This window comes from Streptomyces sp. NPDC058796 (genome assembly GCF_042745235.1).
Classification (GTDB): domain Bacteria; phylum Actinomycetota; class Actinomycetes; order Streptomycetales; family Streptomycetaceae; genus Streptomyces.
On the sequence record NZ_JBHYOP010000006.1, the window covers coordinates 1 to 25992 of the forward strand.

Genomic DNA, 25992 nt, shown 5'->3' on the forward strand with positions numbered 1-25992 from the left:
GCGGCCGTCCCGTTGGCCGGGGTGGGCCCCCCCGCTGGGCCCCCCCGGTCCAGCCCCCCTCAAACCCCCTGGGGCCGCCGGGGGGGGGGGGGGGGGGCCCCCCCCGCGCCCCCCCCCCCCCCCCCTCTCCATGTCTGCCGCGCACCGTCCCGCACGGTACGGCTCCCATCGCCCGGCTCAGCTCCACGGTGAGACGTGCGCCCGCCAGCAGGGACGGGTGGCGCGACCCACAGCCGGACCGGGAGGGCGACGACTCCGGCGAGGTAGCTCGTCACCCGCCAGAGCGCCCCGACGGCGCCGGCGCGCGGGTGACGGTCACCGTCACCGGCGCCGTGTGCACCCACCCGCGTGCGCCGGCTCCGCCGGTGATTGCCGCACCCGCCCCGGGGCACCCGTGCGCACTGTGCACGGACGAGACAGGATCCTGGTGACCGGCTGGTTCAGCTTCCTGCACGGGGAGGCGACCGCCGGGGACGTGCTGGCGCTGCGGCGGGTGGAGGAGGTGCTGGGGGGCGCCGGGCTCCCGTACGACGTCGTGTGGAGCCCCGGCTTCCGGGCAGCCGGACTGCACTTCGCGGACGTGGACCCGGCGGCGTACTCCCGGCTGGTCTTCGTGTGCGGGCCCGCGCACGGGCCGCAGGTCGAGGAGTTGCACCGGCGGTTCGCGCACTGCCTGCGGATCGCCGTCGGCGTCTCCGTGGTCGACCCCGGCTCCCCGGCCGTCACCGGCTTCCACCGGGTGCTGACCCGCGACGCCGCCGGCACCTCTCCGACCCTGGACCTGGCCGCCCGCGCGCCCGCCCTGCCCGCCCGGCCCGTGGTCGGGGTCGTCCTCACCCACGGCCAGCACGAGTACGGCGGTCAGCGGCGGCACGAGGAGGTCGCCGCCGGGCTGACCGGTTGGCTGGCCGGCAAGGACTGCGCCCGGCTGGAGCTGGAGACCCGGCTCGACGCGCACGACTGGCGGCTGTGCGGCACGCCGGCCCAGCTGGAGGCCGTACTGGCCCGGCTGGACCTGGTCGTCACCGACCGGCTGCACGGGCTGGTCCTCGCGCTGCGGGCCGGGACACCGGCGCTGGCCGTGGACCCCGTCCAGGGCGGGGCGAAGGTGACGGCGCAGGCCCGCGCCTGCGGCTGGCCGGCGCTGGTGGCCGCCGAAGGGCTGACGGACGGGGTGCTGGAGCACTGGTGGGACTGGTGCCTGACCGCCGGGCGGGAGGAGGCCGGGCGGATCGGCGCCGGATTCCGCGCGGCGGACGCGGCCGGGGACGCCGCGGACGGTCTCGTGACGGCGCTGGAGGCGGCGCCGCCGGCCGGTTAGCCACCGGTCCCCGGGGGGCACTCGGTGGACCGTCGGTCCGCCGCCGGGAGGAGACATCGTGAGCATCGGCCGACTCCCCGAGCACGAGCAACGCATACTCGACGAGGTGGAGCGGGCGCTCAGCCGCGACCGCCGGCTGGAGCGGCGCCTGCGCACCCTGCGGCTGAGCCGCCGCCCCGACCTCGCCCACCTGTTGTCCTACCGCCCGCGCACCCTCACCGTCCTCCTGCTTCTCGTCCTGTCGGTCACCTTGCTGGTCACCGGCATCGTCACGTCCGCGCCCGGCGTGATCTGGGCGTTCGCCGCGGTGTGGCCGGTGACGCTGTTCGCGTCGTTCCGGCTGCTGTGCAGGTGGACGGAGGGTTAGGGCCGGCCCCGCGGCGGTTTGTCTCGCCGCGGGGCCGGGGACCCGTGCGGCACAGGAGGTGATCGTCGTGCCCGAGCCCGGAAGCAAGAAGTACGACACCCGGCGGGCCCGGCTCCGCAAGGAGGCCGAGCGGTCGGGGATCTCGGATCAGGACGCCAACCGGGCGGCCAACGAGGAGCTCCAGGAGGGCGACGACTGGGGCAGCCGCGGACCGCGCACGGAACGCGGCCGGGGCCCGAAGGGCGAACGCCCGTCAGGCTCCGACTGACCCCCGGAACCGGCCCCGCGTCCCCTCGGCGCGGGGCCGGTCCGTGTGGTGGCCGGCGGGCGGGTCAGCCCGTGTAGCTGCGGGCCTTCGAGTCGCGCTGGGCGGGTTCCAGCGAGCGCAGGCGTGCCTCGACCTCGGGCGGCAGTACCCGGCGTTCGCGCAGCACCCACGGCAGGGCGGCCGTCGCCTCGGCGAAGGCGCGCAGGGAGGCGGCGTCGCGGGGGACGGTGCGGGCCAGGTGGAGGGTGCGGCGCAGGGCGGGACCGGCCGGGCGGCGCAGCCAGGTGAACCACAGGGTGTTGCGGATGCCGTGCGCCCTACGCAGGGTCGAGTCCCGCACGACGGAAGGGTGGTGGTGGATCGTCAGGTCGTCGGCGTACGTCAGCCACCAGCCGTCCGCCGCCAGGTCCGCGGCGAGCAGTTCCTCCTCGCCGCCCAGCCACAGCCGGGGGTGGAAGCCGCCCGCGGCCCGGAAGGCGTCGGTGCGCAGCACGGTCGCGGCGGCCAGGAACGACCCGAGGGCCGGTCCCGGAAGCCAGTCGGGGCGGGGCACGGGCGAGTCGCGCAGTTCCTTGACGATGGGATCCTCGGTGCCGTCCGGCTCGACGAGGATGCGGGCGGTGACCGAGCCGACCGCCGGATGCCGGTCGAGCAGGTCGGCGGCCCCGGACAGCGAGCCCGGCGCCCACCAGGAGTCGTCGTCGCAGAAGGCGACGTAGGGGGTGCGGACCTGTCGGACGGCCAGGTTGCGGCCCACGGCGCCGAGGTTGCGGCCGGGGCGCAGGAGTTTCACCCGCGGGTGGTGGCGGGCGACGGCGGAGGCGGTGCCGTCGGTGGAGGCGTTGTCGGTGACGATCACCGGGGGCCGCTCCGGGAGTCCGGCGAGGCGGTCCAGGGTGCGCAGGAGTTCGGGGCGCCGGTTGTGCGTGATGACGACGACGGTGGTGCGGGTGTCCGTCATGAGGTGGCTCCGTTCGCTCCGTCCAGCAGGCGGGCGGCGCGCTCCACGTGCGGGGGCAGGGGCCTGCGGGCGCGCAGGGCGGCGGGCAGGCGGGTGAGCGTCTCGCGCAGGGCGCGCCGGGCGTGCGGGTCGTGGCGGGCGTCGGCGGCGAGGTCGCGGGTGCGGGCCAGCGCGTGCGGGAGGGGACGGCGCAGCCAGGCCGTGAGCAGTTCGTTGCGCCGTACGGCGGCCGACCGGCCGGTACGGGGGCCGGGGTCGGGGTGGTGGTGGGCGGTGACGTCGGGGCAGTGGGTGACGCCCCAGCCGCGGGCGGCGAGGTCGTAGGCGAGGAGGGTCTCCTCGGCGCCGAAGAAGAGCAGCGGGTGGTAGCCGCCGGCGTCGAGGTAGGCGGTGCGGCGGGCGACGGCGGCGCAGCCGAGGAAGCCGAGCACCTGGGTGCCGGGCAGGTCGGTGGCCGTGCCGAGGGGGGAGTCGGCGAGCAGGTCGTTGAGGGGGTCCGCGTCGTCGCCGGGCCCGACCAGGGTGCGGGCGGAGAGCAGGCCGAGCCTCGGGTGGGCGTCGAAGTGCCGGACGGCGGCGGCGAGCGCGCCGGGCGCCCACCAGGAGTCGTCGTCGCTGAACGCCACGTACGGGGTGTCGAGGGCACGGACGCCGTGGGTGCGGGCGAGGGCGCCTCGGTTGAACGGCAGGGAGACCACCCGGACCTGCGGGAAGTCGCGGGCGAGCATGGCGGTGGTGCCGTCGGTGGAGGCGTTGTCGACGACGAGGACCTGGGGCCGCTCGGGCAGGGCGAGCAGGTTCCGCACGGTGACGGCGAGGCTCGCCGAGCGGTCGCGGGTGGCGATGACGACGCCGACGGGGGCGGTTTCGGCGCGGTCGGCGCGGGTTCGTTCACGGGTGGTCGAGGGGCCGTGGCCGGTGGCGTGGTTCATGGTGCCTCTCCCAGGGCGTCAAGGGCGTCGAGCGCGTCCAGGACGTCGTCGGTGCCGATCCGCAGCAGCGCGGGGTCGGCGTCGTGGCCGTGCGGGTCACCGTCGGGGCCCGGGTGCCACAGGGCGCGGTGACGGGGGTGGTCGGGCGGTCCCCAGCGGCGGGGCGGCACGGGGCCGAAGAGGGTGACGGAGGGGGTGGCGTGGGCGACGGCCAGGTGGGCGATGCCGGTGTCGCCGCTGACGACGGCGCGGGCGCCGGCCACGAGGGCGGAGAGCCGGTCGTAGGGCAGGCCGCCGCCGAACACGTCCGTGTCGGGCAGGCCGGCGCGCTTCGCCAGCCGGGCCACGAGGTCGCCCTCGTCCGCTCCCCCGGTGACGACGACCCGCCGTCCCCGTGCGCGCAGCGCTTGCGCCACTTCCGCGTACCGTTCCACGGGCCAGCAGCGGGAGGGGGCGCCGGCACCGGGGTGCAGGACGACGGCGCCGGGGGCGGGGGACGCCGCCTGCGGGCGGGGCAGGCGCAGGTCGGCCGGGTCGGCTTCGATGCCGTACGCCTCCAGCAGCCGGCACCACCGGTCCCGCTCGTGTTCCTCCGCGTACCAGGGCGGCCCGTCCACCTCCGGCGTCTGAGGGTGCGCGAAGGCCAGGAGTTTCCGCGGGCGCAGTGCCATGAGCAGGCGGTGGCTGGGCGGCCCGTTGCCGTGCAGGTCCACGGCGACGTCGGGCGGCGGGCCGGTCCAGTCGAGGGAGCGCGGGACGGCACGGCCGGGCTCGGCGGCGGGCAGCAGCCGGTCCACGGCGCCGGTCGCGGCGGCCACGGGCGCCAGCTCGGCGGGGGTGGCCAGCACCAGTTCGTGCGCGGGGTACGCGCGCCGCAGCGCACGGAGCGCCGGCACCCCGGCGAGCAGGTCCCCGAGCCCCAGGGCCCGCAGCACGAGCACCCGGGGCCGCGAGCCGCCACCGGGCTCGCCCGAGGCGGGGTGCGCCGGGCCGGCACCCGGTGCCCGCCGCCCCGGTGTGCCGCGGGTCATCGCACGCCCTCCGCCGCGCGTGCCATCAGGGCCGTCGAGGAGCGGCCGTCCAGGTAGGGCAGGAGGACCGCCTGGCCGCCCCATTCCTGGAGGAGGGCGGCCTCGGGGAGGTCCGCGCCGGCGTAGTCGCCGCCCTTGACCCACACGTCGGGGCGCAGGTCGCCCAGGAGGCGTTCGGGGGTGTCCTCGTCGAAGACGGCGACCGCGTCGACGCACGCGAGGGCGCGCAGGACGCGGACGCGGTCGGCGAGCGGGTTGACGGGGCGGCCGTCGCCCTTGCGGCGCTGGACGGAGGCGTCGGAGTTGACGCAGACGACCAGGCAGTCGCCCAGCCGCCGGGCGGCCTGGAGGAGGCCGACGTGTCCGGCGTGCAGCAGGTCGAAGCAGCCGCCAGCGGCGACCACCGTGCCGTGCTGGGCGCGGACACGGTCGGCCAGGGCGTGCGGGTCGTCGGTGTCGGGGGCGGCGGCGGTCGCCGGGCCGTCGGCGGCGGGGGGCAGGGCGCCCGCGCCGCCGGCGGCGACGAACGCCGTAGCGGCGGCGACCGCACCCTCCACGGCCTCCCCCACCAGCGCCCCGTCGGCGAGCAGCCCGGCGGCGGTGGCGGCGAAGCGGTCGCCGGCGCCGCAGGAGTCGCCGTGGTGGGCGGCCGGTGCGGGGACGAGGAGCGGGTGTTCGCCGTAGGAGAGGAGGGCGCCGCGGGAGCCGAGCGTCACCGTCACCGCGGCCACCCGCCATTCCCGTACGAGGGCGGCGGCGTGCTGCGCGGCGGCGCGCAGGCCGCCGCCGGGACGGCCGTCGCGGGGTGCGAAGCCGTGCGCCTCCTTCTCGGCGGGTGTCACCAGCCGGGTGCCGGGCACCGGCGGGCCCCCGCGCGGGTGCGGGTCCCAGACCAGTGGCGGGCGCTCGGCCAGTACGTCCCGCAGGGCGTCGGCGGCGCCGCGGCCGTAGTCGGAGACGAGGACGGCCCGGGCGGAGCGCAGCGCCGCGCGGGCCTCGTCGGTGGCCTCGTGCACCCGGCCGCCGCCGCGGTCGAGCCGGACGACGGGACGGTCCTGCGCGAGGACCCGGGTCTTCTCGGGCAGGGTGCCGGTCAGGGGCAGCGGGATCAGCGTCAGCCAGGGCTCCAGCAGTTCGCGCAGGGCCCGGCCGGCCGGGTCGTCGCCCAAGCCGGTGATCAGCGTGACGTCGCGGCCGTCGCGGGCGGCGAGGTAGGCGGCGAGGGCCGCGCCGCCCGGCCGTACGCGTTCCGCGCACTCGGCGACCACCGGGACCGGTGCGTCGGGGGCGAGCCGGTCGGCGGAGCCGGTCAGGTCGCGGTCGAGCAGGGCGTCGCCGACCACCACCAGGGGCGCCTTGCCGGTCGTGCGTCCCGTCATCCGTCGCGTCACCTTCCCGCCCCCTGTCCGTCCGCGCCCCGTTCCAGGGCCGCGTCGAAGGCCGCGCAGATCATGTGGACGGCGACCAGGTGGATCTCCTGGACGGTGGCCGTCGAGGCGGCGTCCACGCACAGCGACTCGTCGCTGCCCGCCATCAGCGGGTTGGGCGCGCAGCCGGTCAGCGCCCACACCCGTACGCCGGCCGCGCGGGCCGCGTCCGCCGCGGACAGCAGGTTGGCGCTGGCGCCGGACGTGGACAGCAGCATCAGGACGTCGCCCTCGCGGCCGTGCGCGCGGACCTGGCGGGCGAACACCTCGTCGACGCCGTAGTCGTTGGCGATGGCGGTGGTCGACGAGGTGTCGGCGTGGAGGGCGATGGCGGAGAACGGGGGCCGGTCGTCGCGGTAGCGGCCGACCAGTTCGGCGGTCAGGTGCTGGGCCTGGGCGGCGCTGCCGCCGTTGCCCGCGGCCAGCAGCCGGCCGCCGCCGCCGAGGACGGCCGCGAGCCGTTGGCCCCAGCGCTCGGTGACGTGCGCCGAGGCGCGGAACGCCCCCAGCGCGTCCTGGAGTTCGTCGCAGTGCCCCACGACGGGCGGGTGCACGGTCATCACGCCACCTCCTTCGACAGTGCGTGGTCGGCGAGGGTCAGGCGGTACACCTGTTCCGCGCCGTCGGCGACGCGTGCCCAGGTGTAGTGCCGAAGGACGCGTTCGCGGCCGTTCCTGCCGTACTGGCGGCGCAGCCGTTCGTCGGCGAGGAGTTCGCGGGCGGCTTCGGCGATGGCACCGGGGTCCTGCGGGGTGACGAGGCGGCCCGTGGTGCCGTCGGCGACGGAGTCGCGGTGACCGCCGACGTCGGTGGCGAGGACGGGCACGCCGCAGGCCATCGCCTCCAGCGGCACGATGCCGAAGGGCTCGTAGACCGGGGTGCACAGCACCAGGTCGGTGCTGCGGAGCAGGGCCGGCATGTCCTCGGGGTCGACGGCGCCGAGCAGCCGGACCCGGTCGGCGACGCCGGTGCGGTGCGCGAGCGCGGTCAGGCGCTGGGCCTCGGGGTCGGCGTCGAGGCCGCCGGCGGGCGGGCCGCCCGCGATGAGGAGTTCGGTGTCGGGTACGTCGGCCAGGGCGCGGATGGCCTGGTCGTAGCCCTTGCGCGGCACGAGCCGGCCGCAGGCGAGCAGCCGGTGCCGTTCCTTGCGGGCGGGGGTGCGGCCGGTGTCGGCGGTCGGGCTGAAGTGCTCGGCGTCCACGCCGCAGGGCACGACGGAGACCTGGCGGGGCGGTACGCCCATGTCGCCGAGTTCCACGACCTCGTCGGTGCAGGTGGCCAGTACCCGTTCGCAGGAGCGGCCGATCTGCCGCTCGATGCCGATGCGCTCGTAGGGGCTGGTGTCCCGCATGCCCTGGTGGCGCCGCTTGACGGTGCCGAGGGCGTGGAAGGTCTGCACGAGCGGGATGCCGAGGGGCCGGGCGCCGATCTGGGAGGCCATCCCGGACATCCAGAAGTGGGCGTGCACGACGTCGGGGCGCTCCCGCGCCCAGGCGCGGGCCAGGTGGGCACCGAAGGCGGGCATGTGCGGGAAGAGTTCGTCCTTGGGGACGGCCGCGGGCGGTCCGGCCGGCACGTGCTCGACGACCGCGCCGCCGGGCAGCGGCACCCGGTCGGGCAGGTCGGTGGCGTCGCGGCGGGTGTAGACCGTGACGTCGTGGCCGCGCTTGGCCAACTCCTCGGTGAGGCGGGCCACGTAGACGTTCTGTCCACCGGCGTCGACGCCGCCGAGCGCGGCGAGCGGGCTCGCGTGCTCGGACACCATGGCGATCCTCATCGGGTCACCTCCTTCAGCAGCCGCTCCCAGTCGTCCAGGAAGCGGGACAGCCCGTAGCGGGACAGGGCCGCCGCACGGGCCCCGTCGCCGACGGTCCGCGCGTGCAGCGGGTCGGCGAGGAAGTCGCGTACGGCGTCGGTCAGTACGTCGATGCGGTTGGAGACCACTCCGGCGCCCGGGGGCACGGCCTCGGTCACCTCGGTGGTGGCGAGGGCGACCACGGGCATGCCCAGGTGCATGGCCTCGAGCAGGGAGAGCCCGAGGGAGGTCCAGCGGACGGGGTGGACGTAGACCCGGCGGCGGGCGAGTTCGGTGTGCAGGTCGCTCTGGGGCACGTCCTGCGTGCGGCAGCGGTCGGGGGCGACGCCGATGTGCTCGGCGAGGCCTTCGGTGCGCATGCCGAACACGTCGAGCGGGGCGGCGCGGGCGAACTCGGGGAGCAGGTCGGTGCCGGTCGTGCGCCCGCGCCGGATCGGCTCGTTGACGACGACGGCGGCGCGTTCCAGCTCGCCGGTCCAGCGGTGGCCGGGGTCGACGATGCCGTGCTCGATGACAGCGGTGTCCACCGGCCCCGCGTCCCACATCAGCCGGTTGAAGTGGGTGACGTGGACGAGGGTGGTGACATCGGGGAGGTCCGCGGCGGGGTGGCGGGTGTCGGGCACGTCCCCGTCGGGGGCGTTGTGCTCCAGGTACACCAGCGGAGGGCGGCGGCCGAGCCACGCGTCGACCAGGGCGAGTTCGTGCGGTCGCTGGATGATCACGAGGTCGATGTCCTCGTCCCGCAGCCGCTCCGGCGGTACCTCGACCACGGAGTCGGGCCAGTCCCAGGTGCGGGCACGGCCGAGGCCGTCGGGTCCGCGGTCCGGGGTGACGGGGACGAGGTAGGTGTGCGGGCCCTGCACGAAGGCCGTGGTCCACGACCCGTGCACATGCCAGATGAGGATCCTCATGCCTCCCCCAGGAGTTTCTCTACGGCGGCCGCCACGTCGGTGGCCGTGACGGTGTTCAGGCAGGGGTGGCCGGGGACGGGGCAGTCCCGGGCCCGGGTGTCGGCGCAGGGTGCGTCCTGGTCGCCGAGCAGGAGGTACGGGACTCCGTACGGCCGCCAGCGCTCCGCCGGTACGACGGGGGCGAACAGGGACACGACCGGGGTGCCGACGGCCGCCGCGAGGTGGGCGGGCGCGGTGTTGCCGGTGACGACGACGGACGCGCCCGCGAGGACGCCGGACAGCTCCGGGGCCTGCGTGCGGCCGCCGAGGTCGGTGCCGTGGTCGCCGGCGACGTACGCGGTGAGGTCGCGTTCGTCGGGGCCGCCGGTGACCAGGACGCGGTGCCCGGCGGCGGCCAGTTCGCGTACCGCCTCGGCGCTGCGCTCGGCGCTCCAGGCGCGGGCGGGGACGCTGGCGCCCGGGTGCAGGACGACGTACGGCCCGGGGCCGGTCAGGTCGTCGGTGCGGGGCGGTGTGCGCACCCGCAGCCGCCCGTCGTCGGGCCGCGGGAAGCCCGCCGCCTCGGCGAGGTCCAGCGCCGCCTCGGCCTCGTGGGCGTGCGGGGCGCGCTGGTGGCGCAGGTCGAGCAGGGAGCCGGGGTAGTCCACGCTGTCCGCGGCGATGTGGCGGACCCCGGCGAGGCGCAGCACCAGGGCGGTGGGCAGCGGGGACTGGTGGAAGGAGGTGAGGACGAGTGCCGTGTCGGCGTCGATCCGTTCCACCAGCGCGTCGATGTCGGCCCGGTCGACGTCGGGCGGCCGGAACCCGCCCCACGGCGCGTCCCAGACCAGCACCTCGTCCACGCCGGGCAACAGGCGGGCGGCGGGCGCGCCGCGCGATCCGCACAGCATGGTGACGTGACCGGCGCGGGCGGCGACGGCGCGCACGGCGGGCCCGGCGAGCAGCACGTCGCCGAAGCTGTCGAGCCGGGTGACCAGTGCCTTCATCGCGGCCTCCCACGGGTGTCCACAGCGGTACGCGAGCGGGCCGCCCGGCGGGGGTGGTGAACGGAGCCCGGGGCGTCCGGGGTTCCGCCCCCGCCGGTGCCCGCCCTCTCGTCCGGCACGGTGACCGAGCGCTCCCCCGCGCCGTCGCGGCCGTCGGTTCCCGGGGCGGCCAGGCCGCCTCCCGCACGGTCACCGGGGCCTCGGCCGTTCCGGCCGTGCTCCGGCTCGCCCGAGGCGGCGGCCTGGCCACCCGGGCCGCCGGGGAACTCGCCGCCCGTGGCGGTGTTCGCGTCGTACTCGGCCCGGCCGGTGGCCGCTTGCCCCCTGCCGCCGACGGTCCCGCCCTCGGCCGGGCCGGCCGCCGGCTCGTCCGGCGCCGGGTCCCCGGAGGTCGTCGCCCCGCCGTCCGCGCCCGCGTCGTACGCCGCCTCGATGGGGCGCTCGTCCGCCAGGACGTGGCCCGTGGGCGGGCCGGCCAGTACCGCGCGTACCGCGGTCAGGAGGTCCGGGGCGACGTGGGCGGCGGCCCTCGTCTCCTCGGGACGGGTGCGGTCGTTGGGGACGAGGATGCCGTGGGCGCCGGCGCGTTCGGCGGCCTCCACGTCGGCGCCGATGTCGCCGATGACGACGCACTCGGCGGGGCCCGCGCAGACACGGCCGGCGGCCCAGAGGATCATGCCGGGCTGCGGCTTGCGGCAGTGGCAGCCGTCGTCGGGGCCGTGCGGGCAGACGGCCCACACGTCGAAGGGGCCGACGAGCTCGTCGATCCGCCGGTTGACGTGGCGGACGTCGGAGTCGGTGACGATGCCGCGGGCGACGCCGGACTGGTTGGTGACGACGCCGACGCGGATGCCGTGTTCGCGCAGCAGCGCCACCGCCTCGCGGGCGCCGTCGACGGGGCGGACCCGGTCGGGGTCGCCGTTGTAGGGCACGTCGTGGACGAGGGTGCCGTCGCGGTCGAAGAGGACGGCCTTGACGGGGCTCATGCCGCCACCTCCCGCCAGGCGGGGGCGGAGCGGTGCCGCCACTCGCCGGTCAGCCGGTGCCAGGTCGCGGCGGGCGGGATGAGGGCGCTGGTCGCCAGCATCGTGACGACCTCGTCGCGGGTGCGCGGTCCGGGGGCGATGCGGGCCCAGGCGAACTCGGCGGTGCCCGCGGCCCAGCCGAGCCCGGCGACCGCGGCGGCCCGGGGTCGGCCGGCGGCGGCGAGGGCGAGGGCGGCGAGTCCGGCGGCGGTGATCGCGGCGTGGCGGCGGATGCGGCCCCTGGGGGCCACCGCCTTGGCCCACCAGTCGGGGCCGTGCAGCCGGCGCATCAGCGCGTCGTCGGCGTTGCCGCGCTGCTGCTTGAGGGACGCCCAGCGGGAGGCGTCGCGCACGGGGTGGCGGGTGGTGCGGCGGCCCCGCCGGATGCGCCAGCCCGCGTCGAGGACGCGCAGCGCCAGGTCGGCGTCCTCGCGGAAGGCGCGGGGGAAGCGTTCGTCGAAGCCGTGGACCTGCTTCAGCACGTCGGTCCGGTAGGCCATGTCGGCGGTGATCCACTGCGCCCGTGCGAGCCCCGCGGTGCCGCGCTCCCAGTCGGTGGGGCGGCGTTCACCGGGCAGCGGCACGGCGATCACGCCCTGTACGGCACCGATGTCGGGGGCCGCCTCGGCGAGGTCCTGGACCAGCTGGTCGCACCAGTGCGGGCCGACCTGGACGTCGTCGTCGAGGAAGGCGGTCCAGGGTGAGGTCACCGCGCGGATTCCGGTGTTGCGGGCGGCGGCGGGACCGCGCCCCCCGCTGCGCAGCACCACCGTGCGCTCGCGCAGGTCGCCGAGGACGGTCAGGGGATGTTCCAGCGCCCGCGGGTCGGCGTCGGGATCCGGCCGGTCGTCGACGAGGACGATCTCGTCGGGGCCGGGCCCGGTCGCGGCGGCCAGCGCGGCCAGGCAGTCGGCCAGCGTCGCGCGGGCGAGCGTGGGGACGACCACGGCGTAGCCGGTCATGGCGCCGCCGGTCACGGGATCGCCGCTCATCCGAACGCCCTCCCCCGGCGCACCGCGAACGGACCGATGGCCAGCAGGTCGACGGGCGCGGAGCCGAAGCACTCCAGGGCGTCGCGCGGGTCGTCGACCATGGGCCGCCCGGCGGTGTTGAGGCTGGTGTTGACGACGACGGGCAGTCCGGTGCGCTTCTCGAAGGAGGCCAGCATCCGCGCGACCAGCGGCTCGCGACGCTCCTCGACGGTCTGGATGCGGGCGGTGCCGTCGACGTGCACGACGGCCGGGATGCGGTCCCGCCAGGCGGACGCGACGTCGTGCACGAAGAGCATGTACGGGCTGGGGACCGGGCCGGTGAAGATGTCGGCGGCGCGGTCGGCCAGCACCATCGGCGCCACGGGCCGGAACTCCTCGCGTCCCTTGACGTGGTTGAGGCGTTCGAGGTTCTCCGCGCGACCGGGGTGGGCCATCAGGGAGCGGTGCCCGAGGGCGCGCGGGCCGAACTCGCTGCGGCCCTGGAACCAGGCGACGACGCCGTCCCGGGCCAGCTCCTCGGCGACCGTCTCGGCGATGTCGTCCGGTTCCTCGTACGGGATCGCGGCCGTCTCCAGCCAGGCCCGGATCTCGTCGTCGCTCCAGCCGCGGCCGAGGTCGGCACCGGGCATGGGCTCGGGGGCCGCGCCCTCCTGGGCGGCGGCGACGTGCAGGGCGCCGCCGAGGGCGGTGCCGGCGTCACCGGCGGCGGGCTGCACCCACACGTGGCGGTACGGGCCGCGCGCGGCGATCTTCGAGTTGGCGACACAGTTCAGCGCGACGCCGCCCGCCATGGTGAGGGCCTGGCCGCCGGCCTCGCGGTGCAGCCAGTGGACGAGTTCGAGGAGCAGTTCCTCCAGGACGGCCTGGGTGCTCGCGGCGAGGTCGGCGTGGTCCTTGGTCCAGTCCTCACCCTTGGCGCGCGGCGGCGCGAGGGCCGCCCAGTCGACGCCGTGGGCGCGGAAGCCGCCGTCGCCGGTGGCGTGGACGTACTCGCGCAGTCGGTCCGCGAACCGGGGTTTCCCGTAGGAGGCGAGGGCCATCACCTTGTACTCGTCGCTGCTGCGCAGGAAGCCGAGGTGCTCGGTCAGTTCCTCGTAGACCAGGCCCAGCGAGTGCGGGAGCGCCTGCGTGGCGAGGGTGTCGAGCTTGCCGTCGCGGTAGCGGCCGGCCAGGTGGGAGGCGGACTCGCCGCGTCCGTCGAGGACGAGGACGTCGTTGTCGGGATGCGGTGAGGCCGGTCCTGCGGAGGCGGCGTGCGCCACGTGGTGCGGGACGAAGACCACCTGGTCGGGGTCGAGCCCGGGCAGCGCCTCGGCGAGGAACTCGGGCGCCCGGCGGGCGTACTCCAGCCGCAGCGGGTCCCAGGGGTCGTCGAGGCCCATCTCGCGGGCGGGCCGGGCGAGCTTCGGGTCGAAGGAGTACGCGACGGCGTCCAGCTCCTCGGGCCGCACCCCGGCGTGCTCCAGGCACCACCGTGCCGACAGCTCCGGCACCTCCCACGCCGAGAACGGCACCGGCCGCTTGCCGTGCTTGCGGCGGCTGAAACGCTCTTCCTCGGCGGCCGCGACGGTCCGGCCGTCGACGACGAGCGCGGCGGCCGGGTCGTGGAACAGGGCGTTGATACCAAGGATGCGCATGGGTGGTGCTCCGTCCCGGGCGACTGCTGGGGTCTCTCCGACTTCTGTGGTCTCTCCGGTCTCGCGGGTGCCGCGGTGCGGCTGGGTCAAACACTTGGAGACAACTCAGTTCCAGGAATGAGCCGACACATCACGGAATGTGATGATCTGCGGGTCCGCTCTCCGGGGTCTACGCGGCGACGGAGTGCGCGAACCAGCCGATGGTCCGCTCCAGCCCTTCGCTCCAGCCGACCCGCGGCTGCCAGCCGAGCCGTTCCCGGGCCAGGGTGGTGTCGGGCCTGCGGCGGCCGGGGTCGTCCACGGGGCGGTCGACGAAGCGGATGCGGGAGCCGGAGCCGGTGAGCTCGACGACGCGGCGGGCCAGCTCCAGCATGGTGATCTCGTCGGCGCCGCCGATGTTCACCGGCCCGGTCTCGCCGGACGCGGCGAGGGCCAGGACGCCCTCGACGGTGTCGTCGACGTAGCACAGGGAACGGGTCTGGCCGCCGTCGCCGGCGACGGTGAGCGGCATGCCGTCCAGGGCCTGGGCGATGAAGGTGGGCACGGCACGGCCGTCGCCGGTGCGCATGCGGGGGCCGTACGTGTTGAAGATCCGCACGATGGCGGCGTCGGTGCCGTGCACCTGGCGGTGGGCGGTGACCAGGGCCTCGGCGAAGCGCTTGGACTCGTCGTAGACGCTGCGCGGGCCGATCGGGTTGACGTTGCCCCAGTACGTCTCGCGCTGCGGGTGCTCCAGCGGGTCGCCGTAGACCTCGGAGGTGGAGGCGAGCAGGAAGCGGGCGCCGTCGGCGCGGGCCCGCTCCAGGGCGTTGCGGGTGCCGGTGCTGCCGACGTCGAGGGTCTCCAGCGGCAGCCGGAGGTAGTCGGCGGGCGAGGCCGGGCAGGCGAAGTGCAGGACCAGGTCGAAGCGTCCGGGCAGGCGGCGCAGGGCGGCCGGGTCGGTGGCGTCGGCGTGGACGAACCGGAAGCCTCGGTGCCGCTCCAGGTCGGCCACGTTGGCCCGGGAGCCGGTGGCCAGGTTGTCGAGGCACACGACGTCCGTGCCGGCGTCGAGCAGCCGGCCGCACAGGTGGGACCCCACGAATCCGGCGCCACCGGTCACCAGGGCCCGGCGCCAGACGCGTCCGTTCAGGGGGCTGTCGCCCACGGGGCTCTCGCTCACGGGGTCCTCCTCACTCTCAGCGTCACTTGCGTGTCGGCTGAGTAACCCGGTGAGGACCCCCACTACCTCGAACGTTCATTCGACACAGGAACTATAAACCGCGTATATACTCGCTGTGTATAGTCCTCGCATGCTTTCGCTGACCAGGAAGATGACGAAAACGGGGACCGGGTTGCGTGCCGCCGTAACCCTCGCGGCAGCCGCCTCACTGACGCTGGCGCTGAGCGGCTGCACGAAGCTGGAGACGACCTCGCCCAGCTCCGTCCGCGGCGCGGCGGGCCCTCAGGCGCGGGCGGCCGGCTTCGGCACCGTCGACTGCCGCCACACCAAGTGCATCGCGCTGACCTTCGACGCCGGACCGAGCGAGAACTCCGCCAGACTGCTCGACATACTCAAGGAGAAGCAGGTCCCGGCGACCTTCTTCCTGCTCGGCAAGCGGCACATCGACACCTATCCCGAACTTGTCAGGCGCATGGCTGACGAGGGTCACGAGGTGGCCAGCCACACCTGGACCCACAAGATCCTCACGGACGCCGAGCCGGACGAGATACGCGAGGAACTGGAGCGCCCGAACAAGGAGATAGAGCGCCTGACCGGGAAGCGCCCCACCCTGATGCGCCCGCCGCAGGGCCGCACGGACGACACGGTTCACGAGATCTGCCGCGAGCTGGGGCTGGCGGAGGTGCTGTGGAGCGTGACCGCGAAGGACTACAAGACGAACGACTCCGACCTGATCACGGAGCGCGTGCTGGACCAGTCGTCCCGGGACGGCATCATCCTGCTGCACGACATCTACGACGGCACCGTCCCGGCGGTGCCCGGGATCATCGACGCGCTCAAGGAGCGGGGGTACGTGTTCGTGACGGTTCCTCAGCTGCTGGCGCCGGGGAAGGCCGAACCGGGCCAGGTCTACCGCTAGGGCACGCCGGTCGGGGCCTGGTTTCGCCGGTCGCGGTCCTTACGATCGTCGCGTGGTCATCTTCTCGCTCGAACGCACCGCCCCGCTCCCCCTGGACGAGGCCTGGCGCAGGCTCACCGCGTGGCAGCGGCACGGCGACTCCGTGCCGCTGACCCGCGTCACCGTCGCCACTCCCGGCCCCACCCGAACGGGCACGGTGATCGTGGCCCGCACGGGCGCCGGCCCGCTCGCCTTCGACGACCGGATGGAGGTGACCGTCTGGGAGCCGCCGGAGGACGACTCCCCCGGCCGGTGCCGGCTGGACAAGCGCGGCCGGCTGGTCGGCGGCTGGGCGGAGATCGAGGTACGGCCGGGGCCCGGCGGCCGCAGCCGGGTGGTGTGGCGCGAGGAGCTGACGGTCCGTCTCCTTCCGCCCGCCTTCGACGGTCTCCTGGGCCGCGCGGGACGGTACGTCTTCGGCCGCACGGTCAACCGGCTGCTGCGGCACCCGTGAACCACCGGTGGCGCACGGGGGACGGGACGCCGTCGGACCGGCGCCGCACGTCCCGCGACGGCCGTTTCCCGCGTACCGTGCCGGCATGTCTCTCAGAGCGCGCACTTACGTCCAACTGTCTCTCTCGGGTGCCCTGTTGAGCCTGGCGGTGGCGGCGCCGCCCGCCTCGGCCGGGCAGGGGCACACCGTGCCGCTGCGCATCGCCACGTACAACGTCCACGCCGGAACGGGCTCGGACGGGGTCTTCGACCTCGACCGGCAGACCGCAGCACTGCGTGCCCTCGACGCGGACGTGATCGGCCTCCAGGAGGTCGACGTGCACTGGGGCGCGCGCAGTCAGGACCTCGACGTCGCCGAGGAGCTCGCGCGACGGCTCGGCATGCGGGTGTCGTTCGCACCGATCTACAGCCTCGACCCGGTGGAGGCGGGCGGCCCGCGGCGTGAGTACGGCGTGGCGGTGCTGTCCCGCTTCCCGGTCCGCTCGGAGACGAACCACGAGATCACCCGCCTGTCCACGCAGGACCAGAACCCGGTGCCGGCCCCGGCGCCCGGTTTCGGGGAGGTCACCCTCAAGGTGCGGGGAGTGCCGCTGCAGGTGTTCGTGACGCACCTCGACTACCGGGCCGACCCGGCGGTGCGGGTGGCTCAGGTCGCCGACACACGGCGGATCATGGCGCGGGAGCGGGCGGCCCTGCCCGGGGCCCGCCAGGTGCTGCTCGGCGACTTCAACGCCGAACCGTCGGCTCCGGAACTCCAGCCCCTGTGGCAGGAGCTGGACGACGCCGGGGCCGGAACCGGCGGCACGTATCCGGCCGCGGCCCCCGTGAAGCGGATCGACTACGTGGCGGTGGGCGAGGGCGTGCGGGTGCGGGGCGCCGCCGTGCCGGAGGAAGCGGTGGCCTCGGACCACCGGCCGGTGGTCGCGGACGTGTCCCTCACCAGGAAGGGACCGGGGCGGGACTGACGGGCCCGGCTCAGGCCACCGAGCCGATGCGGCCCGCCGGGGACGACGGACCGTCGTGGTGGATGGGGGTGCGGGCGCCGGTCAGCGAGGCGCCCGTGCCGCCTCGGCGGGCCGCGACGATCTCGGCGGCGATGGACAGGGCCGTCTCCTCCGGGGTGCGGGCGCCGAGGTCGAGGCCGATCGGGGACCTGAGGCGGGCCAGCTCCAGGTCGCTCACGCCGACCTCCCGCAGGCGTGCCTCCCGGTCCAGGTGGGTGCGGCGGGAGCCCATCGCGCCGACGTACGCCACCGGCAGCCGCAGCGCCAGCTTCAGCAGCGGTACGTCGAACTTGGCGTCGTGCGTCAGGACGCACAGCACCGTACGGGCGTCCACAGCGGTGCGCGCCAGGTACTCGTGCGGCCACTCGACGACGATCTCGTCCGCGTCCGGGAAGCGGGCCCGCGTCGCGAAGACGGGGCGGGCGTCGCACACCGTGACGTGGTGGCCGAGGAACTTGCCGGCCCGTACCAGGGCCGAGGCGAAGTCGATCGCACCGAAGACGATCATGCGGGGAGCGGGGACCGAGGACTCGACCAGCAGGGTGAGCGGAGCTCCGCAGCGCGAGCCCCGCTCACCGATGTCCAGCGTGCCGGTGCGGCCGGCGTCCAGGAAGGCGCCCGCCTCGGCGGCCACCGTGCGGTCCAGCTCCGGGTGGGCGCCGAAGCCGCCCTCGCGGGAGCCGTCCGGGCGGACGACGAGCGCGCGGCCCCTCAGCTCCGCCGGTCCGCTCACGATCCGCGCCAGCGCCGCCGCCTCTCCCCGGGCGGCGGCGGACAGCGCGGTCGCGAGCGCGGGCCGGGCGGGATCGTCCGCCCGCGCCGGCACGACCAGGATGTCGACGGCCCCACCGCAGGTCAGACCCACGGCGAAGGCGTCCTCGTCGCTGTATCCGAAACGCTCGAGCACGGTCCGGCCGTCCTGGAGCACCTGCCGGCACAGCTCGTACACGGCCCCCTCCACGCAGCCGCCGGAGACCGAGCCGACCGCCGTGCCCCCGGCGTCCACCGCGAGTGCGGCGCCGGGCAGGCGCGGGGCGCTGCCGTCTACGGCCACCACGGTGGCCACGGCGAAGTCGCGTCCCTGCTCGACCCACCGGTTCAGCTCTTCGGCGATGTCCAGCATCCGTCGGTCTCCTCGTACTGCTCGTACTGCTCGACTCCTCGTACGGCGGTGGTGGAAGGGTTCCCGCCGCGGCGGCTAGTGCACCCCCATCCAGCTCTCGATCGGGTTGAGGGCGAAGTAGACGATGAAGATCACCGTCAGGCCCCACATGAACGCGCCGATCTCGCGCGCCTTGCCCTGGGCGACCTTGATGGCGACGTACGAGATGACACCGGCGGCGACACCGGTCGTGATGGTGTACGTGAACGGCATCAGGACGACGGTCAGGAAGACCGGGATCGCGGTGGCACGGTCGGCCCAGTCCACGTGCCGGGCGTTCATCATCATCATCGCGCCGATGACGACCAGCGCGGCCGAGGCGACCTCCTGCGGCACGATCGCGGTGATCGGCGTGAAGAAGAGGCAGGCCGCGAAGAACAGGCCGGTGACCACCGAGGCGAGCCCGGTGCGGGCGCCCTCGCCGACGCCGGTCGCGGACTCCACGAAGACGGTCTGGCCGGAGCCGCCCGCGACACCCCCGATGGCACCGCCGGCGCCGTCGATGAACAGCGCCTTGGACAGGCCCGGCATGCGGCCCTTGTCGTCGGCGAGCTTGGCCTCGGTGCCGACGCCGATGATGGTGGCCATCGCGTCGAAGAACCCGGCCAGCACCAGCGTGAAGACGATCATGCCGACCGTCATCGCGCCGACGTCGCCCCAGCCGCTGAACTCCACCTCGCCGAAGAGCGAGAAGTCGGGCATGGAGACCGCGCTGCCGTGCAGCTCGGGGGCTCCGTTGGCCCACTGCTTGGGGTCGATGACGCCGGTGGCGTTGAGCAGGGCGGCGACGATGGTGCCGGTGACGATGCCGATCAGGATGGCGCCCGGGGTGTTGCGTGCCTGGAGCATGAAGATCAGGAGCAGGGTGCCCGCGAAGAGCAGCACGGGCCAGCCCGCGAGTTCACCGACGGGGCCGAGCTGGAGCGGGGTCGCCTTGCCGGCGTGGACGAAGCCGCCCTTCACGAAGCCGATGATGGCGATGAACAGGCCGATGCCCATGGTGATGCCGTGCTTGAGCGCCAGCGGGATCGCGTTCATGATCATCTCGCGCAGCCCGGTGACCACGAGCAGCATGATGACCACGCCGTACATCACGCACATGGCCATGGCCTGCCCCCAGCTCATCTGGGGAACGACCTGTCCGGCGAGCACTCCGGACACCGAGAGTCCGGCGGCCAGGGCGAGCGGCACCTTGCCGATGAAGCCCATGAGGAGCGTGGTGACCGCCGCGGCGAGCGCCGTCGCGGTGATCACGGCCTTCTGGCTGAGCGTGTTGCCCGCGACGTCCTCGCCGCCGAGCAGGATGGGGTTGAGCAGGACGATGTACGCCATCGCCATGAAGGTGGTGATGCCGCCGCGCACCTCACGCGCGACCGTCGATCCCCGGTGGGTTATGTGGAAGTACCGGTCGAGCCAAGACCGGCCGGAGGGGACGCGGGAACCCGCGCCCGCGTCCTCGGCGGTGGTCTTGGGCTCCACGGACTGCTGGGTCATGGGGCCGTCTCCCAAGGTTCATAGGGGCACCCGCGCGAGCCGCTGGGGCGGCCGCGGGATTTGGGATGTGCACGACCCGGGGGACGGCCCGAGACGAACGCATGGTGTGGTGCTGCTGGGTCCGCGAGCGGCGGGGACCCGGGTTGTGCTCCGGGCGGCGCGGAGTGTGTGACGTTCCGTGCGCCGCCCGGAGGGTCTGTTTCACGCCGTACCGGTGAGGTGTTCCGGCCGTACCGGCGTGCGGTCGAGCGCCAGCCCGGTCGCGTCCCTGACGGCCGCGAGGACCGCCGGGGTGGACGACAGGGTGGGGGCCTCGCCGACGCCGCGCAGCCCGTACGGCGCGTGGTCGTCGGCGAGTTCGAGCACGTCGACCGGGATCGTCGGCGTGTCGAGGATCGTGGGGAGCAGGTAGTCCGTGAAGGAGGGGTTCTTCACCTTGGCGGTCTTCGGGTCGACGACGATCTCCTCCATCACGGCGATGCCCAGGCCCTGGACGGTGCCGCCCTGGATCTGGCCGAGTACGGAGAGCGGGTTGAGCGCCTTGCCGACGTCCTGCGCGCAGGCCAGCTCGACCACCTTGACCAGGCCCAGCTCGGTGTCCACCTCGACGACGGCGCGGTGCGCGGCGAAGGAGTACTGGACGTGGCCGTTGCCCTGGCCGGTGCGCAGGTCGAAGGGTTCGGTCGGGCGGTGCCGCCACTCCTCCTCGACCTCGACCGCCTCGTCCTCCAGGACGTCCGCGAGGTCGGCCAGGGCCTCGCCGCCGTCGGTGACGACCTTGCCGCCCTCCAGGAGGAGTTCGGCGCTCGCCCAGGCCGGGTGGTAGGTGCCGAACTTGCGGCGGCCGAGCTCCAGGACCTTCTCGCGGACCAGCTCGCAGGCGTTCTTCACGGCACCGCCCGTGACGTACGTCTGCCGGGAGGCCGAGGTGGAGCCGGCCGAGCCGACCTGGGTGTCGGCCGGGTGGATGGTCACCCGGGTGACGCCCAGCTCGGTGCGGGCGATCTGCGCGTGGACGGTGACGCCGCCCTGGCCGACCTCCGCCATGGCGGTGTGCACGGTGGCGACCGGCTCGCCGCCGACGACCTCCACGCGGACCTTGGCGGTGGAGTAGTCGTCGAAGCCCTCGGAGAAGCCGACGTTCTTGATGCCGACCGCGTAGCCGACGCCGCGTACGACGCCCTCGCCGTGCGTGGTGTTGGACAGGCCGCCGGGCAGCTGCCGTACGTCGGCGCCCTCGCTGGACTCCCACTGGCGCTCCGGCGGCATCGGCATCGCCTTGACGCGGCGCAGGAGTTCGGCGACCGGGGCCGGCGAGTCGACCGGCTGGCCGGTCGGCATGAGCGTGCCCTGCTCCATGGCGTTGATCCGGCGGAACTCCACGGGGTCCATGCCGAGTTCCCCCGCGACCTTGTCCATCTGCGCCTCGTAGGCGAAGCACGCCTGGACCGCGCCGAAGCCGCGCATCGCGCCGCAGGGCGGGTTGTTGGAGTAGAGGGCGAGCGCCTCGATGTCCACGTCGTCGATCACGTACGGGCCGGCCGACAGCGAGGCCGCGTTGCCGACGACCGCCGGGGAGGCGGAGGCGTAGGCGCCGCCGTCCAGGACGATCCGGCACTTCATGTGCGTGAGCCTGCCGTCGCTGGTGGCGCCGTGCTCGTAGTGGAGCCTGGCCGGGTGGCGGTGGACGTGGCCGAAGAAGGACTCGAAACGGTTGTAGACGATCTTGACGGGCTTGCCGGTGCGCAGGGCCAGCAGGCAGGCGTGGATCTGCATGGACAGGTCCTCGCGCCCGCCGAAGGCGCCGCCGACACCGGACAACGTCATCCGCACCTTCTCCTCGGGCAGGCCGAGCACGGGGGCGATCTGTCGCAGGTCGGAGTGGAGCCACTGGGTGGCGATGTAGAGGTCGACGCCACCGTCCTCGGCGGGGACCGCGAGGCCGGACTCGGGGCCGAGGAAGGCCTGGTCCTGCATGCCGAAGCAGTAGTCGCCCTCGACGATCACGTCGGCGCGCTTCGCGGCCGCGTCGGCGTCGCCCCGCACGATCGGCTGGCGGTGCACGATGTTCGGGTGCGGAACGTGGGCCATGTGGTGGTCGGCGCGGTTCTCGTGGACGAGGATCGCGTCGGCGGCGGTCGCGGAGGCCTCGTCGGTGACGACGGGCAGTTCCCGGTACTCCACCTTGATCTTGGCGGCGGCGCGGCGGGCGGTCTCCGGGTGGTCGGCGGCGACGATCGCCACCGGCTCGCCGTGGTGGCGGACCTTGCCGTGGGCGAGGACCGGGGTGTCCTGGATCTCCAGGCCGTAGTGGCGCACGTCGGTCGGCAGGTCGTCGTACGTCATGACGGCGTACACGCCGGGCGTGGCGAGCGCCTCGCTCGTGTCGAGGGAGACGATCTCGGCGTGCGCGACGGTGGAGCGCAGGATCTGGCCCCAGAGCATGTCCTCGTGCCACATGTCGGACGAGTACGCGAACTCGCCGGTGACCTTGAGGACGCCGTCCGGGCGGAGCGTGGACTCGCCGACGCCGCCCCTGGTCTGCGACCCCTGGGTGAGTTTGCCGGGCACGCCGTTGGCAGCCATGCTCAGACCCCCTCGGAGCGGCGGGCGGCGGCCAGACGGACCGCGTCCATGATCTTCTCGTAGCCCGTGCAGCGGCAGAGGTTGCCCGAGAGCGCCTCACGGATGTCCGCGTCGGACGGGCTCGGGTTGCGCTCCAGCATCTCGTCGGCGGCGACCAGCAGACCCGGCGTGCAGAAACCGCACTGGACCGCGCCCGCGTCGATGAACGCCTGCTGGACGGGGGCCAGTCCGGTGCCCTCGGCGCGCTGCCCGGCGTGGTCCGCCAGGCCCTCGACGGTGACGACCTCTCGGCCCTCGGCCTGGCCGGCGGCGACCAGGCAGGCACAGACCGGGACGCCGTCCAGGCGGACCGTGCAGGAGCCGCACTCGCCCTGTTCGCAGGCGTTCTTGGAGCCGGGCAGGCCGAGCCGCTCGCGCAGCACGTACAGCAGGGACTCGCCCTCCCACACGTCGTCGGCTTCGTGCGGGCGTCCGTTGACGGTGAGGTTCACGCGCATCACGCGGCTCCTTCCGTGGTGCGGCCGGTGGAGCGGTACGACTCCCAGGTCCAGGTGAGCGTCCGGCGGGCCATGACGCCGACCGCGTGGCGGCGGTAGGCCGCGGTGCCGCGGACGTCGTCGATCGGGCTGCAGGCGGCTGCGCACAGATCGGCGAACTGCTTGGCGACGGCCGGGGCGATGACCTTCCCGCTGCCCCAGAGGCCGCCTTCGTCGAGCGCCGCGGTCAGGAACTCCTCGGCGGCCGTCGCCCGGATGGGGGTGGGCGCCGCCGAGCCGATGCCGGTACGCACGGTGCGGCTCTCCGGGTGCAGGGCGAGGCCGAAGGCGCACACGGCGATGACCATGGCGTTGCGGGTGCCGGCCTTGGAGAACTGCTGCGGCCCGTCGGCCTTCCGCACGTGCACCGCGCGGATCAGCTCGTCGGGCTCCAGAGCGTTGCGCTTCACGCCGGTGTAGAACGCGTCGATCGGGATCATGCGCCTGCCGCGCACCGACTCCGCCTCCACCTCCGCCCCGGCGGCGAGCAGCGCGGGGTGGGCGTCGCCGGCCGGGGAGGCGGTGCCGAGGTTCCCGCCCACGCCGCCGCGGTTACGGATCTGCGGGGAGGCGACCGTGTGCGAGGCGAGGGCGAGACCCGGCAGCTCGGCGCGCAGCTCCTCCATGATCCTGGTGTAGGGCACGGAGGCGCCGAGCCGTACGGAGTCCTCGCCGACCTCCCACTCGAAGAGGTCGCCGACGCGATTCAGGTCCATCAGGTACTCGGGCCGGCGGTGGTCGAAGTTGATCTCCACCATCACGTCGGTGCCACCCGCGATCGGCACAGCGGTGGGGTGCTCGGCCTTCGCGGCGAGCGCCTCCTCCCAGCTGGCGGGGCGAAGGAAGTCCATGACCGGCTCTCTTCATCGTCGTCTGGCGGGCCGTACGGAACAAGCCAGTCCGTGTGCTGCGGGCCCGGCTCGTTCATGTGCTGTTCACGTGGAGTGGGCCCAGTACACCGCCCGCTGCTCCACCAGGGTCAGTCGCAGAAACACCGAAGGAGTTGGCTGGCCAGGGAGGTCATCTTGTAGATTCGTATGAACGGAGGCTCTCGGTAACCTCCTCGCTTTCCTCCGGAAACGGGCGACACAGCCGCGTGACCTGGAACACTTCGAGACAAAGAACGGCGGCGACGAGAATGCGGCTGCGCGCACTGCTGGACACCGACGCGCTGGGCCTCAAGCTGCTCGGCGGCGAGGGCGAGCTGGACCGCTCCGTGCGGGGCGTGATGACCACCGACCTGCGGGACCCCAGCCGCTACCTGTCGGGCGGCGAGCTGGTCCTGTCCGGCCTGGCCTGGCGCCGGGACGCCGACGACTCCGAACCGTTCGTGCGCATCCTGGTGCAGGCCGGCGTCGCCGCGCTCGCCGCCGGTGAGGCGGAGCTGGGGAGCGTGCCCGAGGACCTGGTGGTGGCGTGCGCGCGGCACCGGCTGCCGCTGTTCGCGGTGAACGAGTCGGTTGCCTTCGCGACCATCACCGAGCACGTGGTCCGGCAGGTCTCGGGCGAGCGGGCCGGGGACCTGGCGGCCGTGGTGGACCGGCACCGCCGGATGATGACCTCGGGCCCGGCGGGCGGCGGCCCGGACGTGGTGCTGGACCTGCTCGGCTCCGACCTGGACCTGCGCGCCTGGGTGCTGTCGCCGACCGGGCGGCCGGTCGCCGGACCGAAGGACGCGGGCCCCGCCCTCCCCGCCGAGGTGTGCGCGAAGCTGGCGGCGGAGCATCTCGCCGCCACCCGTGCGGGCCGGCGCGCGCCGCACCGGGTGCCGCTGGGCGGGACGACGTACAGCGTCTTCCCGGTACGCGGCTCGGGGCACCCTCCGGCGACGGCCGCCGCTGCGCGCGCGCCGCAGGCGGCCGTGCCCGGACGGGACGTGCGCGAGACGGTGCTCTCCGACTGGCTGCTGGCGGTGGAGGCGGACGCCGGGGACTGGGCCGAGGAACGGCTCGACCTGCTGTACGGCGTCACCCAGCTGATCGCCGTCGAGCGGGACCGGCGGGACGCGGCGCGCACGGTGCGGCGGCGGCTCGCGCAGGAGGTGCTGGAGCTGGTGCAGACGGGCGCGGCACCGGCCGAGATCGCGGCCCGGCTGCGGGTGGCGGCGCCGGTGCTGCTGCCGGGCCTGGGCGCGGCCCCCCACTGGCAGGTGGTCGTGGCCCGCGTCGAGTGGGAGGAGGAGGACGCGGAGACCGGGGCGGTCGCCCAGACGCTGCTGGAGGAGATCCTCGTCGACCCGCTCGCCACCGGCCCCGAGCACTCCGACCGGATCGCGGTGGCGCACACCGGAGGCGAGGCCGTCGCCCTGGTGCCGCTGCCGGCGGTCTCCACGGCGCACGACGGCTCGGAGACCGGCATCCTCGCGGACGCGCTGCTGGAGTCCGTGCGGGAACCGCTGTCGGCCGGGCTGGACGGCGACGGGCGGGTCACCCTCGGTGTCAGCGCGGCCGTGCACTCGGCGGAGGGGCTCCGCGGCGCGCTGGAGGAGGCCCGGCACGCGCGCCGGGTCGCCGCGGCGCGCCCCGGCCGGGTCTGCGCGGCCGGCCACCAGGAACTGGCGTCGCACGTCCTGCTCCTGCCCTTCGTCCCCGACGACGTCCGCCGGGCCTTCACCGCCCGGCTGCTGGACCCGCTGCGGGACTACGACCGCCGCCACCGCGCCGAACTGATCCCGACGCTGGAGGCCTTCCTCGACAGCGACGGCTCCTGGACGCGCTGCGCCACCCGGCTCCACCTGCACGTCAACACGTTGCGCTACCGCGTCGGCCGGATCGAGCAGTTGACGGGGCGTGACCTGTCGCGCCTGGAGGACAAGCTGGATTTCTTCCTGGCCCTGCGCATGAGCTGAGGCGCGAGCCGCGTGCGGCCCCTTCCCGGCGCCAAACCCCGGCGCCGGGAAGTCCCACGACTTTGTGAAATCTTTCACCCACCCCCTTGGCCGGGCCGCCGTATCCGTGCTGAGA

23 protein-coding genes and 1 pseudogene are annotated in these 25992 nt (G+C 74.8%); 7 read left to right on the forward strand and 17 right to left on the reverse strand.

The genetic code is table 11. The features are described from left to right. Positions 1-427: 427 nt before the first annotated feature. From ACFW47_RS16370 to ACFW47_RS16380, 3 genes are all read left to right on the forward strand, one after another. Positions 428-1321 (forward strand): polysaccharide pyruvyl transferase family protein, encoded by an 894-nt coding sequence (locus ACFW47_RS16370; RefSeq protein WP_386306116.1) that lies wholly within the window; start codon positions 428-430, stop codon positions 1319-1321. Positions 1322-1379: 58 nt separating this feature from the next. Continuing rightward, positions 1380-1688 carry a DUF3040 domain-containing protein gene (locus ACFW47_RS16375; protein ID WP_386276347.1) on the forward strand — a complete coding sequence of 103 codons (309 nt, stop codon included), beginning with the start codon at positions 1380-1382 and terminating at the stop codon, positions 1686-1688. A gap of 67 nt (positions 1689-1755) precedes the next feature. Then, positions 1756-1956, forward strand: coding sequence for a hypothetical protein (locus tag ACFW47_RS16380; protein WP_272588314.1), 201 nt, complete (start codon positions 1756-1758; stop codon positions 1954-1956). Positions 1957-2020: 64 nt separating this feature from the next. Here ACFW47_RS16380 and ACFW47_RS16385 read toward each other — a convergent pair whose 3' ends face one another. The 12 genes and pseudogenes from ACFW47_RS16385 to ACFW47_RS16440 all read right to left on the reverse strand — a co-directional run bounded on the left by ACFW47_RS16385 (position 2021) and on the right by ACFW47_RS16440 (position 14836). Beyond that, positions 2021-2917, reverse strand: coding sequence for a glycosyltransferase family 2 protein (locus ACFW47_RS16385; protein WP_386306117.1), 897 nt, complete (start codon positions 2915-2917; stop codon positions 2021-2023). Then, the gene (locus ACFW47_RS16390; RefSeq protein ID WP_386306118.1) at positions 2914-3849 is read right to left on the reverse strand and encodes a glycosyltransferase family 2 protein; all 936 of its coding nucleotides are present in this window, start codon (positions 3847-3849) and stop codon (positions 2914-2916) included. The genes ACFW47_RS16385 and ACFW47_RS16390 overlap by 4 nt, the downstream gene beginning before the upstream one ends. Next, entirely contained in the window at positions 3846-4880 is a 1035-nt protein-coding gene (locus tag ACFW47_RS16395) for a glycosyltransferase family 9 protein (RefSeq protein WP_386276351.1), read from the reverse strand. Before ACFW47_RS16395 ends, ACFW47_RS16390 begins: the two co-directional genes overlap by 4 nt. Beyond that, positions 4877-6259, reverse strand: a complete 1383-nt coding sequence (gene rfaE2 / locus ACFW47_RS16400) for a D-glycero-beta-D-manno-heptose 1-phosphate adenylyltransferase (protein ID WP_386306119.1) — start codon at positions 6257-6259, stop codon at positions 4877-4879. The genes ACFW47_RS16395 and rfaE2 overlap by 4 nt, the downstream gene beginning before the upstream one ends. Positions 6260-6267: 8 nt before the next feature. After that, positions 6268-6867, reverse strand: a complete 600-nt coding sequence (locus tag ACFW47_RS16405) for an SIS domain-containing protein (RefSeq protein ID WP_386276355.1) — start codon at positions 6865-6867, stop codon at positions 6268-6270. Next, positions 6867-8084: a glycosyltransferase family 4 protein gene (locus ACFW47_RS16410; RefSeq protein ID WP_386276356.1), complete on the reverse strand. Its 1218-nt coding sequence runs from the start codon at positions 8082-8084 to the stop codon at positions 6867-6869. Before ACFW47_RS16410 ends, ACFW47_RS16405 begins: the two co-directional genes overlap by 1 nt. Continuing rightward, on the reverse strand, positions 8081-9034 hold the full coding sequence (locus ACFW47_RS16415) for a glycosyltransferase (protein ID WP_386276357.1): 954 nt from the start codon (positions 9032-9034) through the stop codon (positions 8081-8083). Before ACFW47_RS16415 ends, ACFW47_RS16410 begins: the two co-directional genes overlap by 4 nt. Then, on the reverse strand, positions 9031-10020 hold the full coding sequence (locus ACFW47_RS16420) for a glycosyltransferase family 9 protein (RefSeq protein ID WP_386306120.1): 990 nt from the start codon (positions 10018-10020) through the stop codon (positions 9031-9033). The genes ACFW47_RS16415 and ACFW47_RS16420 overlap by 4 nt, the downstream gene beginning before the upstream one ends. Before the next feature lie 464 nt (positions 10021-10484). Continuing rightward, positions 10485-11006 (reverse strand): annotated as a pseudogene (locus ACFW47_RS16425) (D-glycero-alpha-D-manno-heptose-1,7-bisphosphate 7-phosphatase); the annotation flags it as partial. After that, positions 11003-12037, reverse strand: coding sequence for a glycosyltransferase (locus ACFW47_RS16430; protein WP_386276359.1), 1035 nt, complete (start codon positions 12035-12037; stop codon positions 11003-11005). The gene ACFW47_RS16430 and the pseudogene ACFW47_RS16425, both read right to left, overlap by 4 nt. Continuing rightward, positions 12034-13674 carry a carbamoyltransferase gene (locus ACFW47_RS16435; protein WP_386306121.1) on the reverse strand — a complete coding sequence of 547 codons (1641 nt, stop codon included), beginning with the start codon at positions 13672-13674 and terminating at the stop codon, positions 12034-12036. Before ACFW47_RS16435 ends, ACFW47_RS16430 begins: the two co-directional genes overlap by 4 nt. Positions 13675-13843: 169 nt before the next feature. Further along, entirely contained in the window at positions 13844-14836 is a 993-nt protein-coding gene (locus tag ACFW47_RS16440; protein WP_386306122.1) for a UDP-glucuronic acid decarboxylase family protein, read from the reverse strand. A gap of 130 nt (positions 14837-14966) precedes the next feature. Between ACFW47_RS16440 and ACFW47_RS16445 the strand changes: the two genes are divergently transcribed. The 3 genes from ACFW47_RS16445 (at position 14967) to ACFW47_RS16455 (ending at position 17212) form a co-directional block, all read left to right on the forward strand. Further along, positions 14967-15755, forward strand: coding sequence for a polysaccharide deacetylase family protein (locus ACFW47_RS16445; RefSeq protein WP_386306123.1), 789 nt, complete (start codon positions 14967-14969; stop codon positions 15753-15755). Between the two features lie 52 nt (positions 15756-15807). Beyond that, a complete protein-coding gene (locus ACFW47_RS16450; RefSeq protein ID WP_386276363.1) occupies positions 15808-16248 on the forward strand; it encodes an SRPBCC family protein in 441 nt (146 codons plus the stop codon). An 85-nt stretch (positions 16249-16333) separates the two neighbouring features. Further along, a complete protein-coding gene (locus ACFW47_RS16455) occupies positions 16334-17212 on the forward strand; it encodes an endonuclease/exonuclease/phosphatase family protein (RefSeq protein ID WP_386276364.1) in 879 nt (292 codons plus the stop codon). A gap of 10 nt (positions 17213-17222) precedes the next feature. Here the strand turns inward: ACFW47_RS16455 and ACFW47_RS16460 are convergent, their stop codons facing one another. From ACFW47_RS16460 to ACFW47_RS16480, 5 genes are all read right to left on the reverse strand, one after another. Continuing rightward, positions 17223-18374 carry an XdhC family protein gene (locus ACFW47_RS16460; protein ID WP_386306124.1) on the reverse strand — a complete coding sequence of 384 codons (1152 nt, stop codon included), beginning with the start codon at positions 18372-18374 and terminating at the stop codon, positions 17223-17225. Between the two features lie 75 nt (positions 18375-18449). Beyond that, complete coding sequence (locus ACFW47_RS16465; protein WP_386306125.1) at positions 18450-19907, reverse strand: NCS2 family permease; 1458 nt, start codon at positions 19905-19907, stop codon at positions 18450-18452. Positions 19908-20108: 201 nt separating this feature from the next. Beyond that, a complete protein-coding gene (locus ACFW47_RS16470; RefSeq protein ID WP_386276369.1) occupies positions 20109-22493 on the reverse strand; it encodes a xanthine dehydrogenase family protein molybdopterin-binding subunit in 2385 nt (794 codons plus the stop codon). 2 nt (positions 22494-22495) lie between these two features. Further along, the gene (locus ACFW47_RS16475; protein ID WP_386276372.1) at positions 22496-22990 is read right to left on the reverse strand and encodes a (2Fe-2S)-binding protein; all 495 of its coding nucleotides are present in this window, start codon (positions 22988-22990) and stop codon (positions 22496-22498) included. Continuing rightward, a complete protein-coding gene (locus ACFW47_RS16480; protein ID WP_386306126.1) occupies positions 22990-23880 on the reverse strand; it encodes an FAD binding domain-containing protein in 891 nt (296 codons plus the stop codon). Before ACFW47_RS16480 ends, ACFW47_RS16475 begins: the two co-directional genes overlap by 1 nt. 287 nt (positions 23881-24167) lie before the next feature. Between ACFW47_RS16480 and ACFW47_RS16485 the strand changes: the two genes are divergently transcribed. Further along, a complete protein-coding gene (locus tag ACFW47_RS16485) occupies positions 24168-25877 on the forward strand; it encodes a PucR family transcriptional regulator (protein ID WP_386276376.1) in 1710 nt (569 codons plus the stop codon). Positions 25878-25992 lie beyond the last annotated feature (115 nt).